Source organism: Paenibacillus paludis, assembly GCF_042610515.1.
Taxonomy (GTDB): Bacteria; Bacillota; Bacilli; order Paenibacillales; family Paenibacillaceae; genus Paenibacillus_AQ.
Window position 1 is genome coordinate 85,484 of record NZ_JBGJZP010000007.1, and the last position, 23,241, is coordinate 108,724.

Genomic DNA, 23,241 nt, shown 5'->3' on the forward strand with positions numbered 1-23,241 from the left:
AAATATTAAAGCTAGTAAATTTATTCAAGGGGGAAATTAGAATGATGAAGAAACGTTCTGCACTGATGATGTCCAGCGTCCTGCTGATGTCTGTTGTGCTCGCGGCATGCGGTGGCAACAATAACAATACTGCTTCAAATAATGCTCAAAATGGAAGCGCTGGCAATAAAGGCGGCGAAACTAAAACGGTTAAGATCTTCCAATTCAAGACTGAAATCGTTGAAGGCCTCAATGAACTGAAGGTTGAATTTGAAAAAGAAAACCCTAACATCAAGCTGGATATCCAAACTGTCGGCGGTGGCGCAGACTATGCAGCAGCGCTGAAGACCAAATTCGCTTCCGGCGATGCTCCTGACATTTTCTCCAACGGCGGTTATGCCGAAATGGATCTGTGGGGCGATAAATTGGAAGATCTGTCCGACCAGCCTTGGGTGAAGGATCTGATTCCTTTGGCGGCTGAACCGATGACCAAAGACGGCAAAACCTACGGTATGCCAATGAATCTTGAAGGTATCGGTTATGTGTACAACAAAGATCTGTTCGAAAAAGCCGGCATTACTGAAACTCCAAAAACAATCACTGAGCTTGAAGAAGCAGCTAAAAAATTGCAGGCTATCGATGTTATTCCTTTCGGCAACGCTTATCAAGAGTGGTGGCTGCTGGGTAACCAGGGCATCAGCGTAGCTTTTGCACAACAAGACAATGTAGATGAATTCATCAGCGGACTTAACGCAGGTACTTCCACGATCGTGGGCAACCCAGTATTCAAAGATTGGAGCAACCTGCTTAAGCTGACTGTGAAATACGGACAAAAAAATTCATTGACTACTGATGCCAACACTCACCTGGCGATGTTCGCTAACGGCGAAACCGCTATGATGCAGGAAGGCAACTGGGCACAAACACTTATAGACAACATTACACCTGACATGAACATCGGTATGTTCCCAATGCCGATCAATGATGATGCTGAGAAAAATGACAAGCTGACTGTTGGGATTCCTGCCAACCTGGTTGTGAACAAAGAATCCGGATCGAAAGAAGAAGCTAAGACATTCCTGAACTGGCTGGTAACTTCCGATATGGGTAAAGAATACATCACTAAAAAATGGAAATTCATCCCTGCCTTGTCCACAATCGAAGCTACTCCGGAAGATATCGGTTTGCTGGGTTCGGATGTATGGAAATATGTACAGGATGGCAAAGTGTACGGTCTGCAATCCTCTAAATTCCCTGATGGCGTAACACAGGAATTCGCAAGCGTTATTCAACAGCTGGTTGCCGATAAAGTCGACGAAGCCGGCTGGGAAAAAGGCATGCAGGCTGCTTGGGACAAGCTGAAGAAATAACGTCTCACCGTAAACAGAAAGCCCTATAAGGGCCGTAATTGGATAAAGTGGATTGCCGGACGTCCCCGTCCAACTCATCATTGATGTGAAGCGGGGGCGTCTTTTTGATAGGATGGAAAGTGGAAATGGATGGATCAGAACGGGAGGAGAGGAAGATATGACACTGAACAGTTATAACGCAGTGCAAGTCGGCGTTGATTATTACCCGGAACACTGGGATGAGTCCTTGTGGGCGGCGGATATTCAGTTAATGAAGGAAACCGGGGTCAAGGTGGTCCGGGTTGCTGAATTCGCCTGGAGCCGTTTGGAGCCAAGGGAAGGAACCTTTGATTTTGCCTGGCTGGACCGGGCTATGGAGCTGTTCCATCAGTACGGATTGCAGGTAGTGATCGGCACACCAACCGCCACTCCGCCGCGCTGGCTGACTACAACCTATCCGGATGTTCTTCCGGTCTTTGCCGATGGGCAGACGTTCCATCCTGGCGTGCGCGGGCACCGTTGTTATAACAGCGCTTCCCTGCGGGAATATGGCAGCCGGATTATCGAAAAGCTGGCCCGCCATTACAGCGGTCATCCTGCTGTGATCGGCTGGCAGACCGACAATGAATTCGGCATGATTGACTGCCACTGCGAGACTTGCAATGAAGCTTTCCGCAGCTGGGTTAGGCAAAAGTACGGCACGCTGGAGAACGTGAACGCAGCATGGGGAACGGTAGTTTGGAGCGGGGAGTACAGCGACTGGAATGAGCTGACGGTACCGCTGGGCGGCTCGCCGTTCCAGAATCCGTCGTTCCTGCTGGATTTTCAGCGTTTTCAATGGGATTCGGTTGTCCGGTTCCAGAAGACGCAGATTGATATTCTGCGGAGGATTTGCCCGGAGCATTTTATTACCCATAACTTTCACAGTTATCCGCAGCGGCTGGATATGTATGCAGTGGGCGCCGACCTCGATGTGGCGGCATTCGACTATTATCCGAACACCTCACCGGACAAACAAGAGACAACGCCCTATAGCGGAGCGCTGTCTCTGGACGTCACTCGCGGGATTAAACGGCAGAACTTCTGGATCATGGAGCAGCTCAGCGGCTCACCGGGCTGCTGGATGCCGATGTGGCGGACACCGTATCCGGGTTTTATCCGCGCCTATGCCTGGCAGGCGATTGCCAGAGGAGCGGATACGATCGTGCATTTTCGCTGGAGAAGTGCTGTCGCCGGGGCCGAGCAACATTGGCATGGCCTGATTGATCACAGCAATGTGCCGGGCCGCCGATTCGCCGAGTTCAGCCAGCTCTGCGGAGAAGTAAACGGCCTCAGCGGCAGGCTGCAGGGGACTGTGCTGAAGCATGAAGTGGCGATTCTGCATTCCCATGAGCAGAAGGCCGCGCTGGACATCCAGCCACAGGCCGGGGGTCTGGACTATTACGGGAACATCAAGCAGGTTCACCGGGCACTTACGAAGCTCGGGATTGGCTGCGATGTAATCCGTGCCGGGGAACCGCTGGGCGGCTATAAAATTGTCATCGCACCAAGCCTGTACGTGCTGGACGAGATGCTTGCGGAGCAGCTTGAAGCTTATGCGGCGGCAGGCGGTCTACTCCTTCTGACGAACCGCAGCGGCGTTAAGGACAGTAACAACATCTGCGTCATGCAGCCGCTGCCGGGATTGTTAAGCCGTGCAGCAGGTGTCCGGGTTGACGAATATGATCCCGTCGGCCTGGAAATCCATACCCTAGTGGACCCTGAAGGGAACTCCTTCGAATGCAGCCAGTGGTGCGATCTGCTGACGCCGGTCACGGCGGTGCCTGTCGCCTGGTACGGCGATGATTTCTACGCCGGAATTCCGGCTGTCACTGTCAACAGCTTCGGGAAAGGGCAGGTGTATTACTTCGGAACCCATGCCGAAGAACGCTACTGGTCACTGCTGCTGGCCGATTTGGCCGGTAAGTACGGAGTAACCCGCTTTGCCGGTCTGCCGGATGGCGTACAGGCCACAATCCGCAGCGGAGAGAACGGCAGCTTCCTGTTCCTGCTGAACCTGAACCGGATGCCGCAAACCGTGCCGCTGCCGGGCAGTTACCCTAGCGTGCTCTATAACGGTGAGATCCGCTCGGGCGAGCTGCGGATGGAGGCTTACGGGGTGGAGATTCTGGAGCTGGCGGAGTAGCAGGAAGGGTGAAAGCAACAGACTCGTTGTACTTAGGCTCAGGGGAGCGAGGTTGGCTTTCATTAACTATTTCATTGCAGTTTGTACATTAGATTCCGCGTACAAAGCAGGGGCAAGCAAGTCAATTGCACTTTGTGCAGCAGAAGTAATTGTGGGCGGAGTGAGAGATAGGATTCATGAAGATAGCAGCTGAATGTCAGACGTTCCTCGGAGTGACTAAAAATCTCCTCCCGCGCCTCACCAGTTTACCAATAGCACTTCGAGCTTGTTAGCTGTTAGTGGAGCTTCCTAAATTGCTCCGGTGTAGTCGCCGACTGCTTGCGGAAGGTGGCCACGAAGTGGCTGACATCGCGGAAGCCAACCAGCTTTGAGATAGCTTTTACCGTCAGGTCAGGCTGGGTGACAAGCAGTTCCTTGCTCTTGCGGATACGCAGGCGGACGAAATAGGCGTAGGGAGACAGGCCAAAGGTCTGCAGAAACAGGCTGTTAAGATAACGGCCGGATACCTCAAGCTGGGACGCGAGATCATAAAGTCCGATATCGGGATCGCCATAATGGACATCCATCCATTTCAGCAGCGGCTGCAGCTTGTCCACATTGCGGGAAATGGAAGTATTGTTATGCAGCCGGCCGTATTTGCTCAAGGTAAGCAGGAAGCGGTAAGCGTCGGTGGAGACGCCCAGGCTGAACATGTCGTCCGAAGCGTCATGGCGGTCAAGCATCTCCTTCAGCATATGAGGAAGCGGGGCTTCGCTTTCCCACCGGTAGAAGGAATTGGCGCTCATGCCCAGCGACTCCAGGATGTGCCGGGCTGAGCTGCCGCCGAAGGTGAGATAATAGGTGCACCATAGATGTGGAGTGAGCGATTCATAGCGGTGCGGAGTTCCGGGCAGCAGCAGAACGCCGCTGCCTTCGGAGAGCGTGATTTTTTTGTTCTCAAAATATATAATGCCTTCACCCTGGGCCGTCTGCAGCCAGTGATAGGTGTCGTAGCCTTCGGGGCGGGATACTTTTTCCTGATCGGGGTTAAAGCCCATACTGTCCAGAGTAATGGGTAACTGCTGTCCGCCCTCCTGGGCAAACACAATTCTGCGTACCGCTGTCGCTGGCACAATCATCATCTCCCGTAGTTCCATATTATTATATGTATGGACCTTATTTTTTATATTTAAAGCGACTCATTAACCGTTTAGAATAAATATATACTTATACTATAAAGGATGTGCGAAGTGTGATCAACGATAAATTGCCAAAGATTTGGTACGGTGGAGATTATAATCCCGAGCAGTGGGATGCCCCGGTATGGGCTGAGGATGAACGGATGTTCAAACTCGCGGGAATTGATGTCGCGACAATTAATGTATTCTCCTGGGCACTGATTCAGCCGTCGGAAGACACTTATGATTTCTCCGGCCTGGATAAATTAATGGACCGCTTATATAAGAATGGAACCTATGTATGTCTGGCAACAGGAACCGGGGCACATCCGGCCTGGATGGCTCACCGTTATCCCGAAGTGACCCGCGTCGATGTACAGGGCAGAAAACGCAAGTTCGGCGGCCGGCATAACTCCAATCCGAACAGTGCGGTATACCGCAAATATGCGGCTAAACTGGCAGGCAAGCAGGCTGAGCGCTACAAGGATCATCCGGGTCTTGTCGCATGGCATATTTCCAATGAGTACGGCGGCTATGACTATTCCGAGCAGTCCGCCGCTGCGTTCCGTGTCTGGCTGAAGGAACGCTACGGTTCCCTGGATGGCTTGAACAAAGCCTGGAACACCCGTTTCTGGGGGCACACCTTCTATGACTGGGAAGAAATTGTCGTTCCGAACGAACTCAGCGAAGAATGGAACGGCAACCGCACCAACTTCCAGGGGATTTCCCTCGATTACCGCAGATTTATGTCGTACAGCCTGCTGGAATGCTACAAGATTGAATACGATGCCATCAAGGAGCATAGTACCAACATCCCTGTTACTACCAACCTGATGGGCTTCTATCCGGAACTCGATTATTTCGAATGGGCCAAACATCTGGACGTGATCTCCTGGGACAACTATCCATCGCTGGATACACCGGTCAGCCACACGGCCATGACGCATGACCTGATGCGCGGCCTCAAGAACGGCCAGCCCTTCATGCTGATGGAGCAAACGCCAAGCCAGCAGAACTGGCAGCCGTACAACTCCCTGAAGCGCCCGGGCGTAATGCGCCTGTGGAGCTATCAGGCTGTAGCGCGCGGTGCTGACACCGTCCTGTTCTTCCAGCTCCGCCGGTCCATCGGCGCTTGCGAGAAGTATCATGGCGCGGTTATCGAGCATGTGGGACATGAGCATACCCGGGTCTTCCGCGAATGCGCTGAGCTTGGCAAAGAGCTGGAGCAGCTTGGCGATCAACTGCTGGATGCACGCAGCCAGGCGCAGATCGGTATTATTTACGACTGGGAAAACCGTTGGGCGCTTGATCTATCGAGCGGACCATCCGTAGCACTGGACTATGTTAACGAAGTGCACAAATATTATGACGCACTGTACCAGCAGAATATCGAAGCCGATATGATTGGCGTTGAAGAGAACCTGTCCAAGTACAAGATTGTAATCGCACCGGTGCTGTATATGATCAAGCCGGGATTTGCCGAGAAGGTTGAGGCCTTTGTTAAGGCTGGCGGCACATTCATTACCACTTATTTCAGCGGCATCGTGAACGAAAATGATCTGGTTACGGTGGGCGGCTATCCTGGAGAACTGCGCAAGGTGCTTGGCATCTGGGCCGAGGAAATTGATGCCCTGCTGCCGGGAATGAGCAATGAGATCGTGATGAACAAGGAATGGGGAATGTTAAGCGGTTCCTACAAATGCGATCTGCTATGCGATCTGATTCACTCGGAAGGTGCCGAGGTACTGGCGCAGTACGGCTCAGACTTCTACAAAGGCATGCCGGTATTGACTGTGAACAGCTTTGGTGAAGGCAAGGCCTATTATGTGGCCAGCAGTCCTGAAGTTGGATTCCTGCAAGGATTCCTTGCCAATCTGTGCAAAGAGAACGGCATTAAGCCGCTGGTAAGCGCGCCTGAGGGCATTGAATCCGTTCAGCGTGTAAAAGATGGCGTGTCCTATCTATTCCTGCTGAACCACAAAGAAGGCGATCTTAGTGCAGACATCGGCGCAGCTGAACGCACCGACCTGCTGACCGGCAAAACCTTCAGCGGCTCCGCTGTTGTTCCGGGCCGTGGCGTCCTGATTTTGTCTGACAAGAACTAAACGAGAGTGCAATAAGGGCTGTCTCCAAAGTGGATATTTCTATTCATGAGGCAGTCCTGGTTATTTTCACACTGTAAAAAACAGCAGAGCAGCAGTTCACCCCTTACGGGAGAATCGCTGCTCTGCTGTTTTTGCCTTTGCGCGGCTCGGGTCAGCATATTGAAACCCCATGTTTACTCTTCAGTAAAAGAACCGAAGTCCGTTATTTTCAAGTCATATTTGAAACTTATCTTCGACTTGCTGAATGTATCGTCCCAATGATCCTTAACCTTTTTCCATTCCGCAGGATGTTGGATGCTGAGCATCTCGCCGAAGCCGGCGACATCCGCTTTATAATCACTTTGCAGCTTCTGTATCAGCTTTTGCATCATCTGCGCCAGCTTCTCCTGAAATACGCGGCCGACTTTTTCCGAATACACAGCTGAAGTAGAATAACTGTCATTGTTCCAGGTTTCTATCAGTCGACCCTCGGTACGAATAGAGACTTCAAATGAAATGTCGTCCCCGTCTACCATGGCTTTGATTTTGCTCTTCATTGCCTTCATTTCGTAGGTCATTGGCTCGTTGTCCCAATCATAGGCTTTGATCGCACCGCTTGTGCCCTTATTAGTGAGCCAGGAGAGGCACTCCGTATCCTCCTGTGATAAGGCGCCGATCCAGTGTCCTGTATCCCCTTTAATAATTCCAGCACCCGAAAACTCCGTATCGCCATCCGCTGAAATGAGGTTCTGCAGCGCATAACTCCTTTTGGAGTGCATGAGTGCATCCAGTTGTGACAGAATGACCGGATGCATCACCTTGCTTGTCCTGAATTGATTGCTGATCATTTCTTTGATGTGAAAGGAAGGGATTTCACCGGATCGCTTGGAGATGAGCGAGGCATCTGCGCGGCCTTCACTGATAAAAACCATTGTACTCGGACGGATATCGTTGTCGCGGAGCACAAAGTCCATAAGTTGATCCATCTTCTGCCGCTTGAGCAGATCAGTTGATACTATAATGACCTTGAGATGGTGCCCGATGATCGGACGTTCGTTGCGAATGGAGAATTGGCGGAAAATCTCAAGCACGGAGTCGCCGGTTCCCGATAGATTGACATAGGGGGCGGTCTGCTGGCTCGCCTGTTTTGCCATTGTACCTGTCGATTTCACCGGAACAATCTGTAACGTTACTGTAATCAAGTTCTGCTTGGAATAGGTGCCGCCTTGCTCCTCCAGCGTTTGTTCTGTGGGAGTGAGCTTGCCCGTGTCCAAGGAAAGGCCTGAATACAGCGCCAGGTCTTCAATTTCTCTGCTGCTCCAGCATCCTGTCTGCGTAACCAGAAGCAGGAGCGTGCAGAGGATGAGGGGAAGAGTCCGCTTACACATGCTGCTTCAATCCTTTCGTGCGAATAAGCCAAATGACCGAGAGTAGTACCGGCAGCAAAAAGAACAGTACGATTCCCATTTTGCCGATAGCATCGCCAAGGGTAAACAGATCATTAATAGACTTAGGCACCATAGCGGAAATGAAAATGACCGGAACAAGCGCGAAAATAACCGGATGCATGGAAACCCGGAAGATTTGGGAGATGCCCAGAGAGGCCTGAAAGAAGAAGCTGCTGAAGTTGCAGAACATTTGCATCAGCCAGATCACCATGAGCGGAAATTCCATGCGTTCGAAGAAAAATCCCGTGATTTCAAAGCTTCGAATGAGATCAATGGTGGGCCAGGTGCTTGTAATAGCAGAATCTATCGAGAGGCCTCCGATGACCATAACTACCGTCAGAAGATACAAGAATAGCGGGATGCCGATTCCCACCAGCATCGCTTTTAGCGCCTGCCGGGGATTCTGCATGAACGCCACAAGTGTCATGACGACTTCACAGCCTGTAAAGACAAGCACTGTTGACTTCAGGCCGCTGAGCACGGGAAGAATCCCGCTGCCGAGGACCGGGCGCAAATGATTAATATCAAAAAGATTGAGGCTGAAAGCGTAAGAAATGAGCAGAATCATGATGCTGATCGGAAACACGATTTGAAAGACTCTGGAAATGGAATTAATGCCGCCGTACACGAGATAGGTGCCGACCCAGATAAAGGGAAGGATGATCGCCCATGTCGGGGTGCCTTCCAGCAGGAAAAACAGTGTTACCTCCGCGAGCGAGCGGATTTCAAACCCTCCGATGATTAAGAAATAGATAATCAGAAGCAGACATAGAATACCTCCAGGAACCCGGCCAATGATCTTTCCGGCATATTGAAAAATCGTTTTTCCGGGAAACTGCTGGCTGATCTTCACCATCAGTACAATTACCGCCATAACAATCACACCACCCAGCAGCACGGACAGCCAGGAATCCGGTGTCTTCACACTTTGACTCACACTTCGCGGCAGCGTAAGGATCCCGGCGCCAAGCACGGTATTGTTCAGGAACACAGCAGCCTGTGAAGCGGTGATTTTATCGTCTGAACGAGTAAACATTGTACGGCCCCCTTCTTAAATGTGATCATGACCTCCGTTTGCTGTTTTTTGTTTTCATCATGGCAGGTCTGCGTTTCATCATTGCGAGCGGCACACGGAAGAATAAATCCTTCCAATCTCTTGGGCGAAACGGCGATACCGGCGTCAGGTAGGGCACTCCGAAGCTCTTAAGCCTGGTAAGATGGCTGCAGATGAGCAGGAAAAACAGGATCGTGCCGAACATGCCGAGAATGGCGGCAAATATCATTCCGGCAAAACGGAGAAGCCGTAAGGTAATCCCGGCGCTGTACATCGGAATAGAGAAAGAGGATATGGCAGTGACCGCAACGACAATGACCAGGAATGGGCTGACAATCCCTGCATTCACAGCTGCATCGCCAATAATCAGGCCGCCGACGATGCCCATCGCCGGGCCGATGGGTTTGGGCAGCCTGATCCCGGCCTCCCGTAAAATTTCAATCGATATCTCCAAAATCAGCACCTCGATCAGTGAAGGGAAGGGCACACCTTGCCGGGTCTTGATAATCGTGATCGCCAGCTCCGTAGGAATAAGCCCCGGATGAAATGAAATGAAGGAAATGTAAAGGGATGGAGCCATGAGTGCCATAAATGCGGCGGAGAAACGCAGCATCCGCAGAAATGATCCCGGCAGCCACCGGTCATAATAGTCCTCCGGAGATTGCAGCAGCATACTGAATGTAACCGGCACAATCAGCGCGAAAGGCGTCCCGTCCAGAAGAATGGCGATGCGGCCTTCCAGCAGGGCAGTTATAACTCTGTCAGGTCGCTCGGTACTCTGGACCTGCTGGAAAGGACTTAGGTAGTTGTCTTCAATCAACTGCTCGATATACCCCGATTCAGCGAGAAAGTCGATGTCTATTTTGGAAATACGGGTCTGTACTTCCTCCAGCAGCTCCGGATTGACAATATCCTTGATGTAGGCAACTACCAAATCCCTTTGAACGCTGCTGCCAGCCCGGTACGTCTTCAATTCAAGCTGGTCACTGAACCCCTGGCGGCGCAGCATGGAGGTATTCTCGCTCAGCACCTCGGAGAAGCCGAGTCGTGGTCCGCGCAGCAGTGCTTCTGAGACAGGTTCTGCTATCGCACGGTTCGGGCCTCCCGGAAGTTGGATCAGCAATCCCTTCGGCATTCCTTCAATCAGCAGAGCGGCATGTCCGAACAGGACGGATTTGTTGAGATCTTCCAGATTACTGGCTTCGCGCAAATTGCTGAAGGGCAGCAGATGTTCGGCGATGCCGGAGGCGGACAAGGATTCGGCGGTGGCCTCAAACATTAGAAACTGCATCATCTTCAAATTAAGCAGCCTGTCGTTCTGCATGCCGTCCACATACATAAGCACTCCTTTGGCCTGCAGCTTCGTTAGCGTGAACTCCCTGAAGTGGAGATCACTGTTTCCGCCGATAGCCTCCTTAATGAAGTGAAGGTCGGCGGCGAAATTTCCGCTGAAGGCCGCTGCGGGAGGGGCGGTCTGCGGCAGGGAGGTATCTGATTGTGCTCTATTCCCGTTGCCTGAGGCCTGCGGTCCTCTTCCGCTGCCTACATAGGAATGCAAGGTTTTGTATAGACGGCTGGCAATTATGGGGACCAGCAGAGCAATTCCAGCCTGATAAAAAACTCCCCAGTCCGGGATGTAGGATAAGATCGATGCGAGCAATGAAATCACCCCCAGCTCTAAGAGTAAACAACTATGTAAATGAAGTTTTCCAAAGTTTGCTGCGGTTTAGTCATTTCTGTAAAAATATTATTAAACAATAAACGGATGCCTCTGATTTTAGGAGCGCACCCATGTCTTCAGGAAGATTCAATTCGCTGTTTGCCAGTACATTTCCGGGAAGGAATTAGCGGTGGGGAATGTTGTATAATGCATAATAAAGAGGAGCATCAAGATTACCCGTTCAGGAAAGAGGCAGCAGATGAAAACCTTACTGGTAACAGGGTACCGTGCGCATGAGCTCGGTATTTTTGACAGCAAACATCAAGGCATTCCCTATATCAAAAAAGCACTTGCAGGACGGTTGATTCCCCTCATTGAAGAGGGGCTGGAATGGATCATTACGCCCGGACAATACGGAGTGGATCTTTGGGCATGTGAGGTGGTGCTTGAGCTGAAAGTGCAGTATCCCGGACTGAAGCTGGGCATTATTACAGCCCATGCCGCACCGGAAGAGAAATGGAAGGAGGAGAAGCAGAATGAATACCGGCGGATCATTGCCGGAGCGGATTACTACGGGGCTGTAAGCAATGCTCCTTATGACGGAAGCTGGCAATTCCGGGCCAGGGATGATCTGCTGTTCCGCAAAAGCGACGGCATTCTGCTCTTCTATGATGAGGACGCTGCCGAAGGAAGCCCGAAGTATTTTAAGGAGCGGGCATTGAAGCTGCATGCGGAGGGGGATTATGGCCTGTTCCTGATGCATGCCGAGGAAATCCAGAATATCGCAGATGAAGAAAATCAACGTGAATATGAATGAGGAGGCAATGCCAATGAATTTTGTTTATGAAGAGGATATTTGTTATGTCATTCTGTTAAGCCCGACCGAACAGGACCGCAGGGATATGGAAATTATACGGGGTCATGTGCGCCATCTGCAGGAGCTGGAACGCAGCGGGCAGCTCGTGATGTGCGGTCCGTTCAGCGATGCTCCTGGCGGGATGGTTATTATCCGCGCGGAATCGCGCGAAGAAGCAGTGGCCATTGCCGAACGAGACCCCTACATCCTCTCGGGCGTCCGCAGCTACGAGCTGCGCACCTGGGACCTGTCGCATGAAGGCAACAAGCATATGGGCATAGCTGCGGATTAACGAAAGTGCCGGTTAGATAAAGCTGCGCAGCGAAGGCGCTTTACGGACCTTGTAATTCTGCTCGTACGCATAAGCCAGCTTGATCAGCATAGGCTCCTGGTAGGCCTGTGCCGAGAAGGTAACGCCGAAGGGGGCGCCGGCCGATGTATAGCCGGAAGGCACGACGATGGACGGATATCCCGCTCTTGAGGTAATCCGCGCACCGAAGTCGGCCGGGAACAGCAGAGCATCCAGCCGGTGCTCGCTCATGGTGGCGTCGATACCCTGTTCCTTGCAGAGCTTAAGGTCAGTGGCGCGGTCGCGCAGGTATTGCGGTTCCGTCAAGGTGCCGGAAGAGGTGTATTCAGCATCAATCAGCGTGGCTTGCCCGAACCTTAGCGTCTCGACCGGATGGGCATGATTGAAGTCGATAATGTTCTTCAGCGTGCGCATCGGAACGCCTGGACCCAGGCGGGCTAGATAGGCATTGATGGAGGTTTTGAATTCATTCAGCACAACGGAGGAATATTTGATCTCGCGTGCGGTCTTAATCTCAGCCGGGTCGATAATTGTCGCTCCAAGCTCACGCATTCTCTCCACGGAAGCGTTGAACAATGCCAGCTGCTCTTCCGTTAATTCTTCGAAATAATAATCCCGCGGAATCCCAATGCGTGCCCCCTGCAGCCCGTTTGGGTCGAGGAAGGCAGTATAATCTTCATGCAGTCTGCCTGCGCTTGTTCCCATGGCGGCATCGCCGCTATCCTTCCCGAGCATTGCATTCAGCAGCAGTACGGCATCGCGGACGGTTCTTGCCATAGGTCCTGCAGTATCCTGTGTATTGGACAGCGGGAGGATGCCCGAGCGGCTGATCATGCCTACGGTCGGCTTAATCCCGATGATCGAGCCGAGATTACCGGGGTTGAGGATGGAGCCGGAGGTCTCCGTTCCTACGGACACTGTGCAGAAGCTGCAGGCTACCGCAACCGCAGAACCGGCGCTGGAGCCGCCTGTCGGTGTGGATATGTTATAAGGGTTCAGTACCTGTCCGCCCCGGGAGCTGTAGCCCGAAGGCATGCCGTTCGTCATGAAATTGGCGAATTCGGTCATGTTGGCTTTTCCCAGAATAACAGCCCCGGCTTCCCGCAGTTTAGTAACGATATAGGCATCCTCCCCGGCAAAAGAATCCGCCAAAGCCAGCGATCCCGCACTGGTATGCATTTTATCCCCTGTATTGATATTGTCCTTCAGTAAGACCGGTATGCCGTGCATCGGCCCCCGGGGACCCTGCTGCGAACGTTCTACATCCAGAGATTCTGCGATGAACAGTGCATCCGGATTGATCTCCAGCACGGAGTTGATCGTCAGGCCATTTTTGTCATGGTCGGCAATGCGTTCAAGATACATGAGCACCAGCTGCTTCGAAGTGATCTCTCCGGCAGCAAGCGCAGTTTGAATCTCCGTTATTGTAGCCTCTACGATTTCAAAACTCATACAGGTTCACGCTTCTTTCTCTCTTTGGTTTGTCGTTCTCCTTCATCTAACCATAGTTTGCCGTGTCTTGACAGCGTTCTTTTTACGACTCCCGGGGCATGCGGATTTCGGGTTGTTTTTGATAGGGTGATTAGAGAGTTCCAGATGTTGGGTAATGAATGCTAACCAAACTTTAGCGTATGCTTGCGAAGTGAGTTTTGTACGAAGCCAATTCAGTGAGGTAACGCGCACAAAAATTTAGGAGGACAACATCTTGAGAAAATGGACAACATTCGTACTAGGAGTAACGCTGGCAGTCAGCCTGTCGGCCTGTGGCAACAATGAGGCTGCCGAAAAATCAACGAATGCTGCCGAAGCATCCGCCACTGCTGCTCCGGCACCGGAAGCAACAGAGAAGGCGGCTGCGGAGCAAACTGCAAATGAGGGGACTCCCACTGTAGAAGAGCTTATTCAGAAGACGGCAGATGCAAGCCAGGAACTGAAGAGCTTTGCGATGGAATCGCAGATTTCACAGAAGATGAGCATGACCCAAGGGGAGACGACCCAGGATCAAAACGTTGAAATGACCATGAAATCAGAATATATGAAAGACCCGCTGCAAATGCATCAGGTGATCCAGATAAGTCTGGCGGGGCAAGGAGAGCAAAAGATGGAGCAGTACATTACTGATGCCGGTTCCTTTAGCTTGGCCAACGGACAGTGGATAAAAATGCCTGCTGAAATGACTGAGCAAGTAATGTCTGCTATGCAGCAATCGGCCAGTCCGGAGAAGCAGCTGGAACAATTTAAGTCCATCACAGAATTTACGAAGGTCACCGAGGATGGTGAGGATTACGTTCTAACCGCTGAGGTATCAGGGGACAATGTGAAGGAACTGGCGAAAAGCTATATGAACCAGAGCGGCAGCGCGGACCCGCAAATGACGGCTTTAATGGATCAGATGGACATTAAGAGTATGACAATCGTCTATGGAGTTAATCAAAAAACATACCTGCCCACCCGCACGGATGTGGATATGGTCATGGATATGACCGCCGACAGCCAGAAAATCAGCATAGATATGAAGATGAAAAATGAGATCGGGCAGCATAATGAAATCAAGGCGATCGAGGTCCCGAAGGAAGCTTTGCAGGCAAAGGAAATACAGACGCCTTCAGCAACAGCAGCATCAAAGTAACAACCGCGGCTGCAAAAGAGTAAATAATAACAATCGCAAGACAAAACAAAGCCCGGCAAAGGTCATAAGGACCTTTCCGGGCTTTGCTTTATTTTGATTAAATAGGGGCGAATATATGTCTATTCCGCCGGGACAGGGACAAAACCTTCTTCCGCCAGATACTCTTCAGCTTCCTGGATCGTCTCGAAGGCCATCTCGAGCTGAAGCCCGGCGTAGAGGTACCAGAGATCTTCCTCCAGCTTCAGGCTTAAGGTATGTCCGTCTCCATTAACCCAAAGGGTATCGGCAACTGTGGCAATTTTCTTTTTCTTTTTGCCCTGTGCAGGGACTTCCGGGATATACATGGACAAAGAAGTGATCGACGCATCCAGCAGCTCGCGCAGCTCGGACTCCGAATAGTCGCGGATATTCACAAGACCTTTGTCATCACTTTCGTAGCCCCGCAGGAGCCCGGCGAACACGTAGCCATTACCGTTAGGATGCAGGTGGGAAGCGACAGTTTTCTTCTCATGGCGGCTCTGCTCGTAGTGATAATTCACCCGCCCAAGCGATACATTGCGTCGTTCAAGCTGGGGGTAGGAATCAAGAATAGCTAATTTTTGTTCAAAAGTAAGCATATACAGCCTCCGGTTCACGGTTTATTGTAAGTGATTATACCATGTGGAGGAGCGCCGGACTACTTCTTGCACAGGCTCGTGTCAGGGTGTCAGGGCGCCAGCGGCAGTGTCAGCACGAAGCGGCAGCCTTGTTCCTGGCCGCTGCCCAGCACCAGTGTTCCGCCCATTGCTTCGGCGAGCAAACGGCTGAAGGTCAGACCGAGGCCCAGTCCGCGCAGCGTGCTTTGTTTGTCGTTGCTGCGGAAGAAGGCTTCGAAGACCTTGTCTCTGTTATCCGGCGTAATCCCTGTTCCATTGTCCGCCACAGTAATCTTGGCGTGTCCGGCTGGAGCCAATAAGAGGCCGATGGTGAGCTGGAGGCTGCTTCCCGGTTTCTTGGCCTGCACGCTGTTATTCAATAAATTGACGATAATCTGCTGGATGCGCAGCGGATCACCCCGCAGGAACAGGGATTTCTCCGGCATGTGCAGCAGAGGTTCGTTGACATCTGCGCTCTGTGTCAGCTTCCATTGATAGATGATTTCCTCGAGCAGCGGAACAGCATCCAGCCTGTCGTGGCGGACGGCGACAATACCGGCAGTCAGGGCGTTGTAGTCGAGCAGGTCAGCGACCATACGCTGCAATCGGCTTGCTTCCAGCAAAGCGATATCAAGGAATTCCCCGGCTTCCTCCCCTTCAACCACACCTTCACGGACGGCATGGACCAGCCCTTTGATCGAAGTGACCGGTGTCTTCAGCTCATGGGAGACTCCGGCCAGCATGACCGCGCGCGACTGCTCGAATTGCTGCAGCTTTCCCGCCATCTCCTGAAAGGACATCAGCAGCTCGTGAATCTCCCTTTCCTTAGCCCCTGTCTCCAGAACAATGTTATACTGGCCGCCGCTGATTTGTGCGGCGGCGGCAGCCACTTTCTGAATCGGTTTGGCCAGCTTGCTGGAGAGGAGATAGATGGTCAGCCAGCTTAAGATGATCAGAAAGACAACGAGAATCAAGAAGAAGGTAATCTCTTCCTTCGGGATATGGCGCAGGGAACGTTTGGACTGCAGGACAATGACCTGCCCCAGCGCTTCACCGTCTCCTTGGATTTGGGCGACAGCAGCCTTGAACTCCGGGCTGCGGGAATCGTTTAACGTATCATTGAGCTTATGCCGCATCGCTTCCTCGCTGAGCGGCGGCTCAGAGAACAGCAGCTGTCCCTCTTTATCTGTGATGATCACACACATTTCCACCGTTAATTTGAAGAAGCGCTTGCGGTCCTCAACGAGCTTGCTCAGAGTCGGACTGATGTTCATGTTTCCGTCCGTGCCGACACTGCGGTCGGCGATCTCCTGGGCCAGCAGACCGGAGGTCTGCATGCGGTTGTTCATCGCTTCCTGCTGAATCCACCAGAAAGTGACGAGTGCGGTGAGCAGCAATCCGATGCTGATAATCAGCAGGTAGCGGACAGTCCAATAGAAGAGGATGGAGGTGCGTTTCTTCAGGTTGTCCATAATTGATACCCCGTTCCTCTGAGCGTGCGAATCTCCCCTTCATCCGCCGGCCAGTGCGAGAGTGCCTGGCGCAGTCTTTTGATCGATAGATCTACGGCACGGTCGCTGCCCTCATAGTCCATTTCCCATACCTGCTCAATCAGCTGTTCTCTAGTGCAAATTTGATTCGGGCGTTCAGCCAAAAATAACATCACCGACATGTCGCGCGGGCTGAGGTTGACCTCGGCACCGTTCAGGAAGAGGCTGCGTGCCGAAAAGTCGATGAACAGGCTGCCGAAATGGCGTTTGCGGCTGCCGTCAGACCACTGGGAAGGGCGGCGCAGCACCGCATTTACGCGGGCCACTACTTCTTCCGGGATAAAGGGCTTGGACATATAATCGTCGGCGCCGCCGTCCAGTCCGGCCAGCCGGTCATTGATGCCGTCCCGGGCTGTCAGCATGATGACAGGGCAGCTGCTCTTCTCGCGGATCAGGCCAAGCAGCTCGAAGCCGTCCATGTTCGGCAGCATAATGTCGAGCAGGATCAGTGCGGGAGGGGAAACTTCAAAGGCTTCCAGCGCGGCGCGTCCGTCGGCGGCGCGGGTTACGTGGAAGCCGGCTTTTTTGAGATAGGCACTAAGCACCCGGGCAATGGCTTCCTCATCTTCAACAATTAGAATCGACTTCATATCTAGTGCCTCCTTGAACATGTCCGGCAGGTTGACTGCCATACGGACAGCGGCTGCAGTTTAATTAAAATTTACGACAAGTTTACCACATTGTGCAGGCATGTGCTTTGACTTATTCCCGACATATTGCTTTGTTAGAATGGGAAACAAGCCTAACAGGGCGCATAGAAAATGGATGGAGGGAATAAGGATGAACAAAAAAACATGGGTCTGGATTGCCACAGGAGTCGTTATCATCGGAGCTGTTACGGCCTTTGCCTTCTTGAACAAGAGCTTGGGCAATAACGTTGAAATCGAGTCTGTTATTCCTGCACAGGAACAGGGAACGAATAGTGCGGGCACGGCTGCCGCGAACGCAAATGCAAATGCGAGTGGAGAAACAGCTTCCGGTGCTGCTGTTACAGCGGAACAATTGAACGGTGCCTGGAGTATTGCCGACACTTCCAAAGTCTATTGGTCGGTGACGACCTCCAAAGAGACAGTGAATTTTGTGAACGAAAAGGTGCAGGGAACCTGGAATGTGAATCTTGAGGATGCCGCCGCAATGACCGGGGAAGGGACTCTGGAGATGAGCGCGCTGGATTCCGAAAATACTCAAAGAGATGAGCATGTCAAAAGCGATGATTACCTCGCGGTAACGCAGTTCCCGCAGTCGACCTTCACCGTGAAGTCGTTCTCTGAACTGCCGGCAGAATGGACGGAAGGCACCGCAGTACCCGTAGAGATGCAAGGGACACTTACGGTCAAAGGGATTGAGAAGGACGTGACTTTCCAGTCACAGGCCGTATACAGCGGAGGACAGCTTCTGCTGTCGGGAACAACAACCGTAACATTTGAGGATTTCGGCATGGTAAGTCCACATTCCATCGTATTGGATACGGAGAACAATCTCGAAGTACGCCTGGAACTTACGCTTACTAAATAGAATATACAGAGTCTATCACGACTGTTTGTGCCTATCGCTTTTATAAGTGGAAGTCCACTTCAGTGCAGGGCTGTAAAAGGAAAAGAGCAGGGTTTCTCCCGTTATTGGAGAAACCCTGCTCTTTGTTTGTGGTTCAAACACAATTAGCTTTAAGAAGAGGAGGGGCACGAACAAGTTCTCAAACTTTGAGAGTCACTTATTCTATCCCGGAAATTTGCATCGTCCGAAGCGGCGAGTGCTGGAACCCGGCGTGCAGCCCTCCAGCGGAGCGGCGTAAAAGCTGGAAACCACGCGGATCCCGCTCAATCAAAGGTATTACTACCTTTGAATTGGCCATTCTGCGTGGAAACCGCTCAATCAAAGGTATTGCTACCTTTGAATCGGTCTTAACGGCCCGGCCATTGCGTTACGGATGTCAGGACGGGCTGCTCTGACTAATGCCCGTCTTCCGCTGCTTCTCCATCGCTGGCGGTCTTGTCAGCCGCATCTTCCTTAGGGGGAATGTTCTTCTTTGGTATGCCGTCCAGGCCATATTCCCAATCGTACGCGTCAAAAATTTTGCGGGCGACCGGTGCGGCACTGCTGGAGCCGAACCCGCCCTCCGGAATAACAACCGCTACAGCAAGCTTAGGATTCTCGCGCGGAGCATAGGCAATAAATACCCCGTTATCACGCAATTCTCCTTTACCCAGCTGCTGTGAGGTTCCCGTTTTGCGGGCAAAGTCATAAGGGAAATCATTAAATGCAGTAACATCACTGTTCATACCCTTTTTGATTTCATTCCAGTAAGATTTATTAAAGGTTGTTACTTCATCCAGTACCTCGCGTTTGAACTGTTTAACCACGTTGCCCTTGGCATCGGTGATTTTGCTGACCAGCTGCGGCTTGATCCGCACTCCTTCGTTCGCCAGTGTCGTTACGTATTGGGCGAGCTGCAGCACCGTGTAGCGTCCTTGCTGTCCGAAGGAAGCATACACCAGCGCAGCCTGGTCACTACCGGCAGCCTTGGTATCGGTATAGTTGATCTGTCCGAGATATTCATTGGGTAGTCCGCTTTTTGTAGATACACCGAGGCCGAATTCCTTCATATATTTATCCCAGACCTTGACACCTTTTGCACCATATTTCTTATAAAGCTCTTTGCCAATCATATCGATCATAAATACGTTGGAGGATTTCTCAATCGCTTTGGCAGGGGAACTAAAGTATCCGTAAGCATGACCGCCGGCATTGCGGACGGTTGTTTCGTGTCCGGCTCTGCCGAAGGTCGCGCTGCCTTTGTCCGTGTAGGTCGTGTTTGTCGTAATGAAACCTTCGTTCAGGCCGATCAATACGGTCAGCGGTTTGATGACGGAGCCCAGGAAGACTGTCGAATCGAAGTTGTGTCCGGACCGGCCTGATGCAATCGGCGAAATAGTGCCGTTACGATAGTTAAGCATCATCTTGTTCCACAGCTCATCCGGCATGGTTCCTTTAGTCCACAGATTGGTGTCATAATCAGGCATGCTGGCCATAGCTACAATATTACCGGTATCGACTTCCATGGCAACAGCGTAGCCGGTCTTGGCGTCGGGATGAACCTTTCCCTGTACCGGATTTCTGTGCACCCATTCAATCTGATCCAAGATAGCCTGTTCTGTCTTCAGTTGAATATTTTTGTTGATCGTGGTCCACAGGTCATTACCTTTGACGGGTGGAACCACTTCCTCAATGCCTTCGGCTATGTTCTGTGCATTAACGCCTACCATCAGATATCCGTTGCGCCCGCGCAGCTCTCTTTGATACTGGAGTTCAAGACCGTCGTACCCGACGAACTCATCGTCCCTGTAAGCCAGACCGGGGTCTCCCTCATTTTTCATCGCCGCCAGGATATTTCTATAAATATCCATGTCCGTTTTTTTGAACGGCTTGATATATCCAATCGTTTGTGAAGCTACCGTATCCTTGTCATAATGACGTTCATCCTCTTCACTTACCGTGAGATTGGGGTATTTGTCCTTGTGCTCCATGAAGTAGGCCACTTCTTTATTTGTCAGACCGCGTTTGATCGGACGCAGCATAAAGCCGGAATAAACTTTGGAATCCAGGTCCATCGCTTTCAGCACTGCTTCTTTGGTTAGTACTTCATCTTTAGGTACCTTGGCCCCATGTGTTGCGAAATCAGCTGCAAGATCGGCTGCAAGACGGTCTGCCTTGGCGACGGCCTCTGGAGTACGGGCAGTTTTTTTGGTCTTCTTGTCCGTCGAGGTTTCGGAATATTCTTTTGTTAAAGTAAAATATAAGGTCTGCACCGACGTCGAATAGGCCAGTTTCTCTCCAGCCTGGGCATAAATAGTCCCTCTGATTGAAGCAAGCGGTACACTTTTCGTATCCCTGCTTGTTTCCTCATCTTTGAGGGTAGGTCCTTCGACAAACTGTAGAATGGCAAGACGGACAATAATAATGCAGAATATAATAAACGTGCTGAAGAAAAACACATTGATGCGCAGACTAAGCGACTGGTTCGTTTTTTGGTCATCAGATAAAGAATCCGATTTGAAAATAGACTTCACATGCAGCCTCCCCTACAGATTAAGTGCAGATAGATTATTGAATGAAAATCAGACTTTACCATATTGTACCACAATATACCATCTAGTAAAAAAACAGATTCCTATAAGGAGGACAAATCGATGATTGAAGTAGCGGCGGCGATTATACATAATAAAGAAGGGCAGATATTGATTGCCCGCAGGCGGCAGGGCAAGTCGCAGGCCGGATTGTGGGAATTCCCCGGCGGCAAGCTGGAGGCCGGCGAAGATGTCCCGCAGTGTCTGCGAAGAGAGCTGATGGAGGAGTTGAATATCACCATACGTCCCACCGGGGCTTACGGGGTCAATGAGCATAACTATGGCAGTGTACAGATCATGCTGATTGCCTGGAAAGCGGAGTTTCTGGAAGGGGAGATCAGTCTCAGCGATCATGATGAGTACAGCTGGGTGCTGCCTGCTGAACTGGAGAGTTTTGTTTTTGCTCCGGCCGATGTTCCTTTTGTAGAAAGATTGCTGGAAGAGTCCTGCTGATGCTGATCTGAGCCGATATATAATTGAAAGGGAGTACTGGAACCCCAAGAATACATAGAATATTTGCGCGCGAAGTTGCGCGAAGAAACGGCGGAGTACTTCAAGGCCGCGAGCGATGAGCATGCACTGGAGGAGCTGGCCGATATGCTGGAGGTCATCCGCGCTTTGGCACAAACTCATGGAGCGGACAGCGAAGTTCTGGAGAACATTCGTGCAGAGAAGGCGGAGCGCCGCGGAGCATTTAAGGAACGGATTTTGCTGCTGCAGCTGGAGGAAGCACACTAGCGGACAATGAGGGAGTTGCCGCATGATTTTTGGTGAGGAGGTACATCCCATGTTCAAAAAGAAAGTGACTTTTACGCTATGTATTATTTCTGCAATTATACCCATTGTGTTATACATCTACCTTTACCCGCGGATGCCGGATTTTGTGCCAATTCACTATGATGGGGATGTAGTTGACCGGTTTGTAGACAAAGGGAGCTACGAGGTGCTGCTGATCAGTTTGTTCGGCTGGTGCGGTTTTGTGTTTATCCGGCTGCTGCATTGGCTGCTGCGAAAAGTGTTCATGCGCAGCTACATTGAGAATCTCGCTGTTGTGCACCGGACCTGGAATGCGGCAACGCTGCTTGTGACAGTGGGGTGCTCCGTGACTAGTATATGTGCGCTGCTTGCTATGGCCTAGGGGACACCCCTAACTCTTTTACAGGAGAAGCGCAGTTTGATAGAATCAAAGGGACTAGCAATAGTCCCAAGGAGGAGATATTAGTGTCAGTAGATAACGCTTACAAAGTAAAATGGGGCATTCTCAGCACGGGCTGGATTGCCCACCAGTTTGCTACAGACCTGGCTCATGCCAGCAATGGGACCGCTTATGCCGTGGGATCACGTACGCAGGCAAGCGCTGATGAATTCGCCAAAAATCACGGCATCCCCGTGGCCTATGCCACTTACGAAGATTTGGTGAGCGATCCGGAAGTGGACGCCATCTATATTGGCACACCTCATCCGTTCCATAAGGACAATGTGCTGCTTGCGCTGCGCGCCGGCAAAGCCGTGCTGTGCGAGAAACCCTTCACCGTGAACAGCAGTGAATTGGAAGAAATTGTGGCGTATGCCCGCGAGCAGAAGCTGTTCCTGATGGAAGCCATGTGGAGCCGCTACATTCCTGCGAACGTCAAGGTCAGAGAATGGTTATCTTCCGGAAGGATCGGTGATGTTCGTCTGGTGAAGGCAGATCTCGGCTTTCGTTCCGACTGGAATCCGGAAGGACGTCTGCTGAACCCGGCGCTCGGCGGCGGTGCACTGCTGGATGTCGGCATCTATCCGATTTCATTTGCTTCAATGGTCTTTGGGCCTCATCCAGAAACCATCTCCAGCACCGTGCATATCGGTGATACCGGGGTAGATGAGCATTTCTCGCTGCTGCTGTCCTATGGCGACGGCAAAAGCGCTTCACTGAATGGCGGTATCCGTCTCAAAATGCTGGAGGAAGCCCATGTATTCGGGACAGAAGGTCATATCCTTGTCAAAGGAACACTGGTGAATCCTAGGTCAGCTGAGCTTTACATCGGCGGTGAGCTGGTCGAGACCTTTGAGGATGACCGTACCTCGATCGGATATTCCTTTGAAGCCGAGGAAGTGGGACGTTGTCTCCAGGCCGGACTTACGGAAAGCCCGGTGATGACGCTCGATGAGTCCGTAGCCATCATGAAGCTGCTGGATCAGGTCCGTGGACAATGGGGACTTAAGTATCCTGGTGAATAAG

The 23,241-nt window shown here is 51.6% G+C and carries 20 protein-coding genes; 11 read left to right on the forward strand and 9 right to left on the reverse strand.

What is annotated here, in order from left to right; genetic code table 11:
* Positions 1-41: 41 nt before the first annotated feature.
* A complete protein-coding gene (locus ACAN56_RS15410; protein ID WP_038586233.1) occupies positions 42-1,349 on the forward strand; it encodes an ABC transporter substrate-binding protein in 1,308 nt (435 codons plus the stop codon).
* A gap of 157 nt (positions 1,350-1,506) precedes the next feature.
* The gene (locus ACAN56_RS15415) at positions 1,507-3,513 is read left to right on the forward strand and encodes a beta-galactosidase (protein ID WP_379143917.1); all 2,007 of its coding nucleotides are present in this window, start codon (positions 1,507-1,509) and stop codon (positions 3,511-3,513) included.
* A 275-nt stretch (positions 3,514-3,788) separates the two neighbouring features.
* Here the strand turns inward: ACAN56_RS15415 and ACAN56_RS15420 are convergent, their stop codons facing one another.
* Positions 3,789-4,625 (reverse strand): AraC family transcriptional regulator, encoded by an 837-nt coding sequence (locus tag ACAN56_RS15420; protein WP_379143919.1) that lies wholly within the window; start codon positions 4,623-4,625, stop codon positions 3,789-3,791.
* Positions 4,626-4,744: 119 nt separating this feature from the next.
* Here ACAN56_RS15420 and ACAN56_RS15425 point away from each other — a divergent pair, with 119 nt between their 5' ends.
* Entirely contained in the window at positions 4,745-6,775 is a 2,031-nt protein-coding gene (locus ACAN56_RS15425) for a beta-galactosidase (protein WP_379143921.1), read from the forward strand.
* 173 nt (positions 6,776-6,948) lie between these two features.
* On the opposite strand, the gene ACAN56_RS15430 is transcribed toward ACAN56_RS15425, so the two are convergent.
* The 3 genes from ACAN56_RS15430 to ACAN56_RS15440 are packed head-to-tail and all read right to left on the reverse strand — an operon-like array spanning position 6,949 to position 10,916.
* Positions 6,949-8,142 (reverse strand): Ger(x)C family spore germination protein, encoded by a 1,194-nt coding sequence (locus ACAN56_RS15430; protein ID WP_038586238.1) that lies wholly within the window; start codon positions 8,140-8,142, stop codon positions 6,949-6,951.
* Positions 8,135-9,238, reverse strand: a complete 1,104-nt coding sequence (locus tag ACAN56_RS15435) for a GerAB/ArcD/ProY family transporter (protein ID WP_038586241.1) — start codon at positions 9,236-9,238, stop codon at positions 8,135-8,137. The genes ACAN56_RS15430 and ACAN56_RS15435 overlap by 8 nt, the downstream gene beginning before the upstream one ends.
* Positions 9,239-9,263: 25 nt before the next feature.
* Positions 9,264-10,916: a spore germination protein gene (locus ACAN56_RS15440; protein ID WP_379143924.1), complete on the reverse strand. Its 1,653-nt coding sequence runs from the start codon at positions 10,914-10,916 to the stop codon at positions 9,264-9,266.
* Positions 10,917-11,175: 259 nt separating this feature from the next.
* Here ACAN56_RS15440 and ACAN56_RS15445 point away from each other — a divergent pair, with 259 nt between their 5' ends.
* Complete coding sequence (locus tag ACAN56_RS15445) at positions 11,176-11,733, forward strand: SLOG family protein (RefSeq protein ID WP_379143927.1); 558 nt, start codon at positions 11,176-11,178, stop codon at positions 11,731-11,733.
* 13 nt (positions 11,734-11,746) lie between these two features.
* Positions 11,747-12,064: a YciI family protein gene (locus ACAN56_RS15450; protein ID WP_379143929.1), complete on the forward strand. Its 318-nt coding sequence runs from the start codon at positions 11,747-11,749 to the stop codon at positions 12,062-12,064.
* A gap of 12 nt (positions 12,065-12,076) precedes the next feature.
* Here ACAN56_RS15450 and ACAN56_RS15455 read toward each other — a convergent pair whose 3' ends face one another.
* Positions 12,077-13,534 (reverse strand): amidase family protein, encoded by a 1,458-nt coding sequence (locus tag ACAN56_RS15455; RefSeq protein ID WP_379143931.1) that lies wholly within the window; start codon positions 13,532-13,534, stop codon positions 12,077-12,079.
* Positions 13,535-13,787: 253 nt separating this feature from the next.
* Between ACAN56_RS15455 and ACAN56_RS15460 the strand changes: the two genes are divergently transcribed.
* Positions 13,788-14,711, forward strand: coding sequence for a DUF6612 family protein (locus tag ACAN56_RS15460; RefSeq protein ID WP_379143933.1), 924 nt, complete (start codon positions 13,788-13,790; stop codon positions 14,709-14,711).
* 119 nt (positions 14,712-14,830) lie between these two features.
* Here the strand turns inward: ACAN56_RS15460 and ACAN56_RS15465 are convergent, their stop codons facing one another.
* From ACAN56_RS15465 to ACAN56_RS15475, 3 genes are all read right to left on the reverse strand, one after another.
* The gene (locus tag ACAN56_RS15465; protein WP_379143935.1) at positions 14,831-15,328 is read right to left on the reverse strand and encodes a hypothetical protein; all 498 of its coding nucleotides are present in this window, start codon (positions 15,326-15,328) and stop codon (positions 14,831-14,833) included.
* A gap of 89 nt (positions 15,329-15,417) precedes the next feature.
* Positions 15,418-16,818, reverse strand: coding sequence for an ATP-binding protein (locus ACAN56_RS15470; protein ID WP_379143937.1), 1,401 nt, complete (start codon positions 16,816-16,818; stop codon positions 15,418-15,420).
* Positions 16,806-17,486, reverse strand: coding sequence for a response regulator transcription factor (locus ACAN56_RS15475; protein ID WP_038586258.1), 681 nt, complete (start codon positions 17,484-17,486; stop codon positions 16,806-16,808). Before ACAN56_RS15475 ends, ACAN56_RS15470 begins: the two co-directional genes overlap by 13 nt.
* A gap of 190 nt (positions 17,487-17,676) precedes the next feature.
* Here ACAN56_RS15475 and ACAN56_RS15480 point away from each other — a divergent pair, with 190 nt between their 5' ends.
* On the forward strand, positions 17,677-18,411 hold the full coding sequence (locus ACAN56_RS15480) for a YceI family protein (RefSeq protein WP_379143940.1): 735 nt from the start codon (positions 17,677-17,679) through the stop codon (positions 18,409-18,411).
* A gap of 434 nt (positions 18,412-18,845) precedes the next feature.
* On the opposite strand, the gene ACAN56_RS15485 is transcribed toward ACAN56_RS15480, so the two are convergent.
* The gene (locus ACAN56_RS15485) at positions 18,846-20,963 is read right to left on the reverse strand and encodes a peptidoglycan D,D-transpeptidase FtsI family protein (protein ID WP_379143942.1); all 2,118 of its coding nucleotides are present in this window, start codon (positions 20,961-20,963) and stop codon (positions 18,846-18,848) included.
* A 120-nt stretch (positions 20,964-21,083) separates the two neighbouring features.
* On the opposite strand from ACAN56_RS15485, the gene ACAN56_RS15490 reads away from it, so the two are divergent.
* From ACAN56_RS15490 to ACAN56_RS15505, 4 genes are all read left to right on the forward strand, one after another.
* Positions 21,084-21,473 carry a (deoxy)nucleoside triphosphate pyrophosphohydrolase gene (locus tag ACAN56_RS15490; protein WP_379143944.1) on the forward strand — a complete coding sequence of 130 codons (390 nt, stop codon included), beginning with the start codon at positions 21,084-21,086 and terminating at the stop codon, positions 21,471-21,473.
* Positions 21,474-21,536: 63 nt separating this feature from the next.
* Positions 21,537-21,758, forward strand: coding sequence for a phosphoribosyl-ATP pyrophosphohydrolase (locus ACAN56_RS15495; protein WP_379143946.1), 222 nt, complete (start codon positions 21,537-21,539; stop codon positions 21,756-21,758).
* 49 nt (positions 21,759-21,807) lie between these two features.
* Positions 21,808-22,158, forward strand: a complete 351-nt coding sequence (locus ACAN56_RS15500) for a DUF1648 domain-containing protein (RefSeq protein WP_038586275.1) — start codon at positions 21,808-21,810, stop codon at positions 22,156-22,158.
* Positions 22,159-22,241: 83 nt separating this feature from the next.
* Positions 22,242-23,240, forward strand: coding sequence for a Gfo/Idh/MocA family protein (locus tag ACAN56_RS15505; RefSeq protein WP_379143948.1), 999 nt, complete (start codon positions 22,242-22,244; stop codon positions 23,238-23,240).
* Position 23,241 lies beyond the last annotated feature (1 nt).

What these genes read in the sequence shown, in the direction of transcription:
- ACAN56_RS15430 (WP_038586238.1), bottom strand. Translation starts at nt 8,142, where the DNA reads ATGTGTAAGCGGACTCTTCCCCTCATCCTCTGCACGCTCCTGCTTCTG.
- ACAN56_RS15465 (WP_379143935.1), bottom strand. Translation starts at nt 15,328, where the DNA reads ATGCTTACTTTTGAACAAAAATTAGCTATTCTTGATTCCTACCCCCAG.
- ACAN56_RS15470 (WP_379143937.1), bottom strand. Translation starts at nt 16,818, where the DNA reads ATGGACAACCTGAAGAAACGCACCTCCATCCTCTTCTATTGGACTGTC.
- ACAN56_RS15475 (WP_038586258.1), bottom strand. Translation starts at nt 17,486, where the DNA reads ATGAAGTCGATTCTAATTGTTGAAGATGAGGAAGCCATTGCCCGGGTG.
- ACAN56_RS15500 (WP_038586275.1), top strand. Translation starts at nt 21,808, where the DNA reads ATGTTCAAAAAGAAAGTGACTTTTACGCTATGTATTATTTCTGCAATT.
- ACAN56_RS15455 (WP_379143931.1), bottom strand. Translation starts at nt 13,534, where the DNA reads ATGAGTTTTGAAATCGTAGAGGCTACAATAACGGAGATTCAAACTGCG.
- ACAN56_RS15415 (WP_379143917.1), top strand. Translation starts at nt 1,507, where the DNA reads ATGACACTGAACAGTTATAACGCAGTGCAAGTCGGCGTTGATTATTAC.
- ACAN56_RS15435 (WP_038586241.1), bottom strand. Translation starts at nt 9,238, where the DNA reads ATGTTTACTCGTTCAGACGATAAAATCACCGCTTCACAGGCTGCTGTG.
- ACAN56_RS15490 (WP_379143944.1), top strand. Translation starts at nt 21,084, where the DNA reads ATGATTGAAGTAGCGGCGGCGATTATACATAATAAAGAAGGGCAGATA.
- ACAN56_RS15450 (WP_379143929.1), top strand. Translation starts at nt 11,747, where the DNA reads ATGAATTTTGTTTATGAAGAGGATATTTGTTATGTCATTCTGTTAAGC.
- ACAN56_RS15410 (WP_038586233.1), top strand. Translation starts at nt 42, where the DNA reads ATGATGAAGAAACGTTCTGCACTGATGATGTCCAGCGTCCTGCTGATG.
- ACAN56_RS15445 (WP_379143927.1), top strand. Translation starts at nt 11,176, where the DNA reads ATGAAAACCTTACTGGTAACAGGGTACCGTGCGCATGAGCTCGGTATT.
- ACAN56_RS15480 (WP_379143940.1), top strand. Translation starts at nt 17,677, where the DNA reads ATGAACAAAAAAACATGGGTCTGGATTGCCACAGGAGTCGTTATCATC.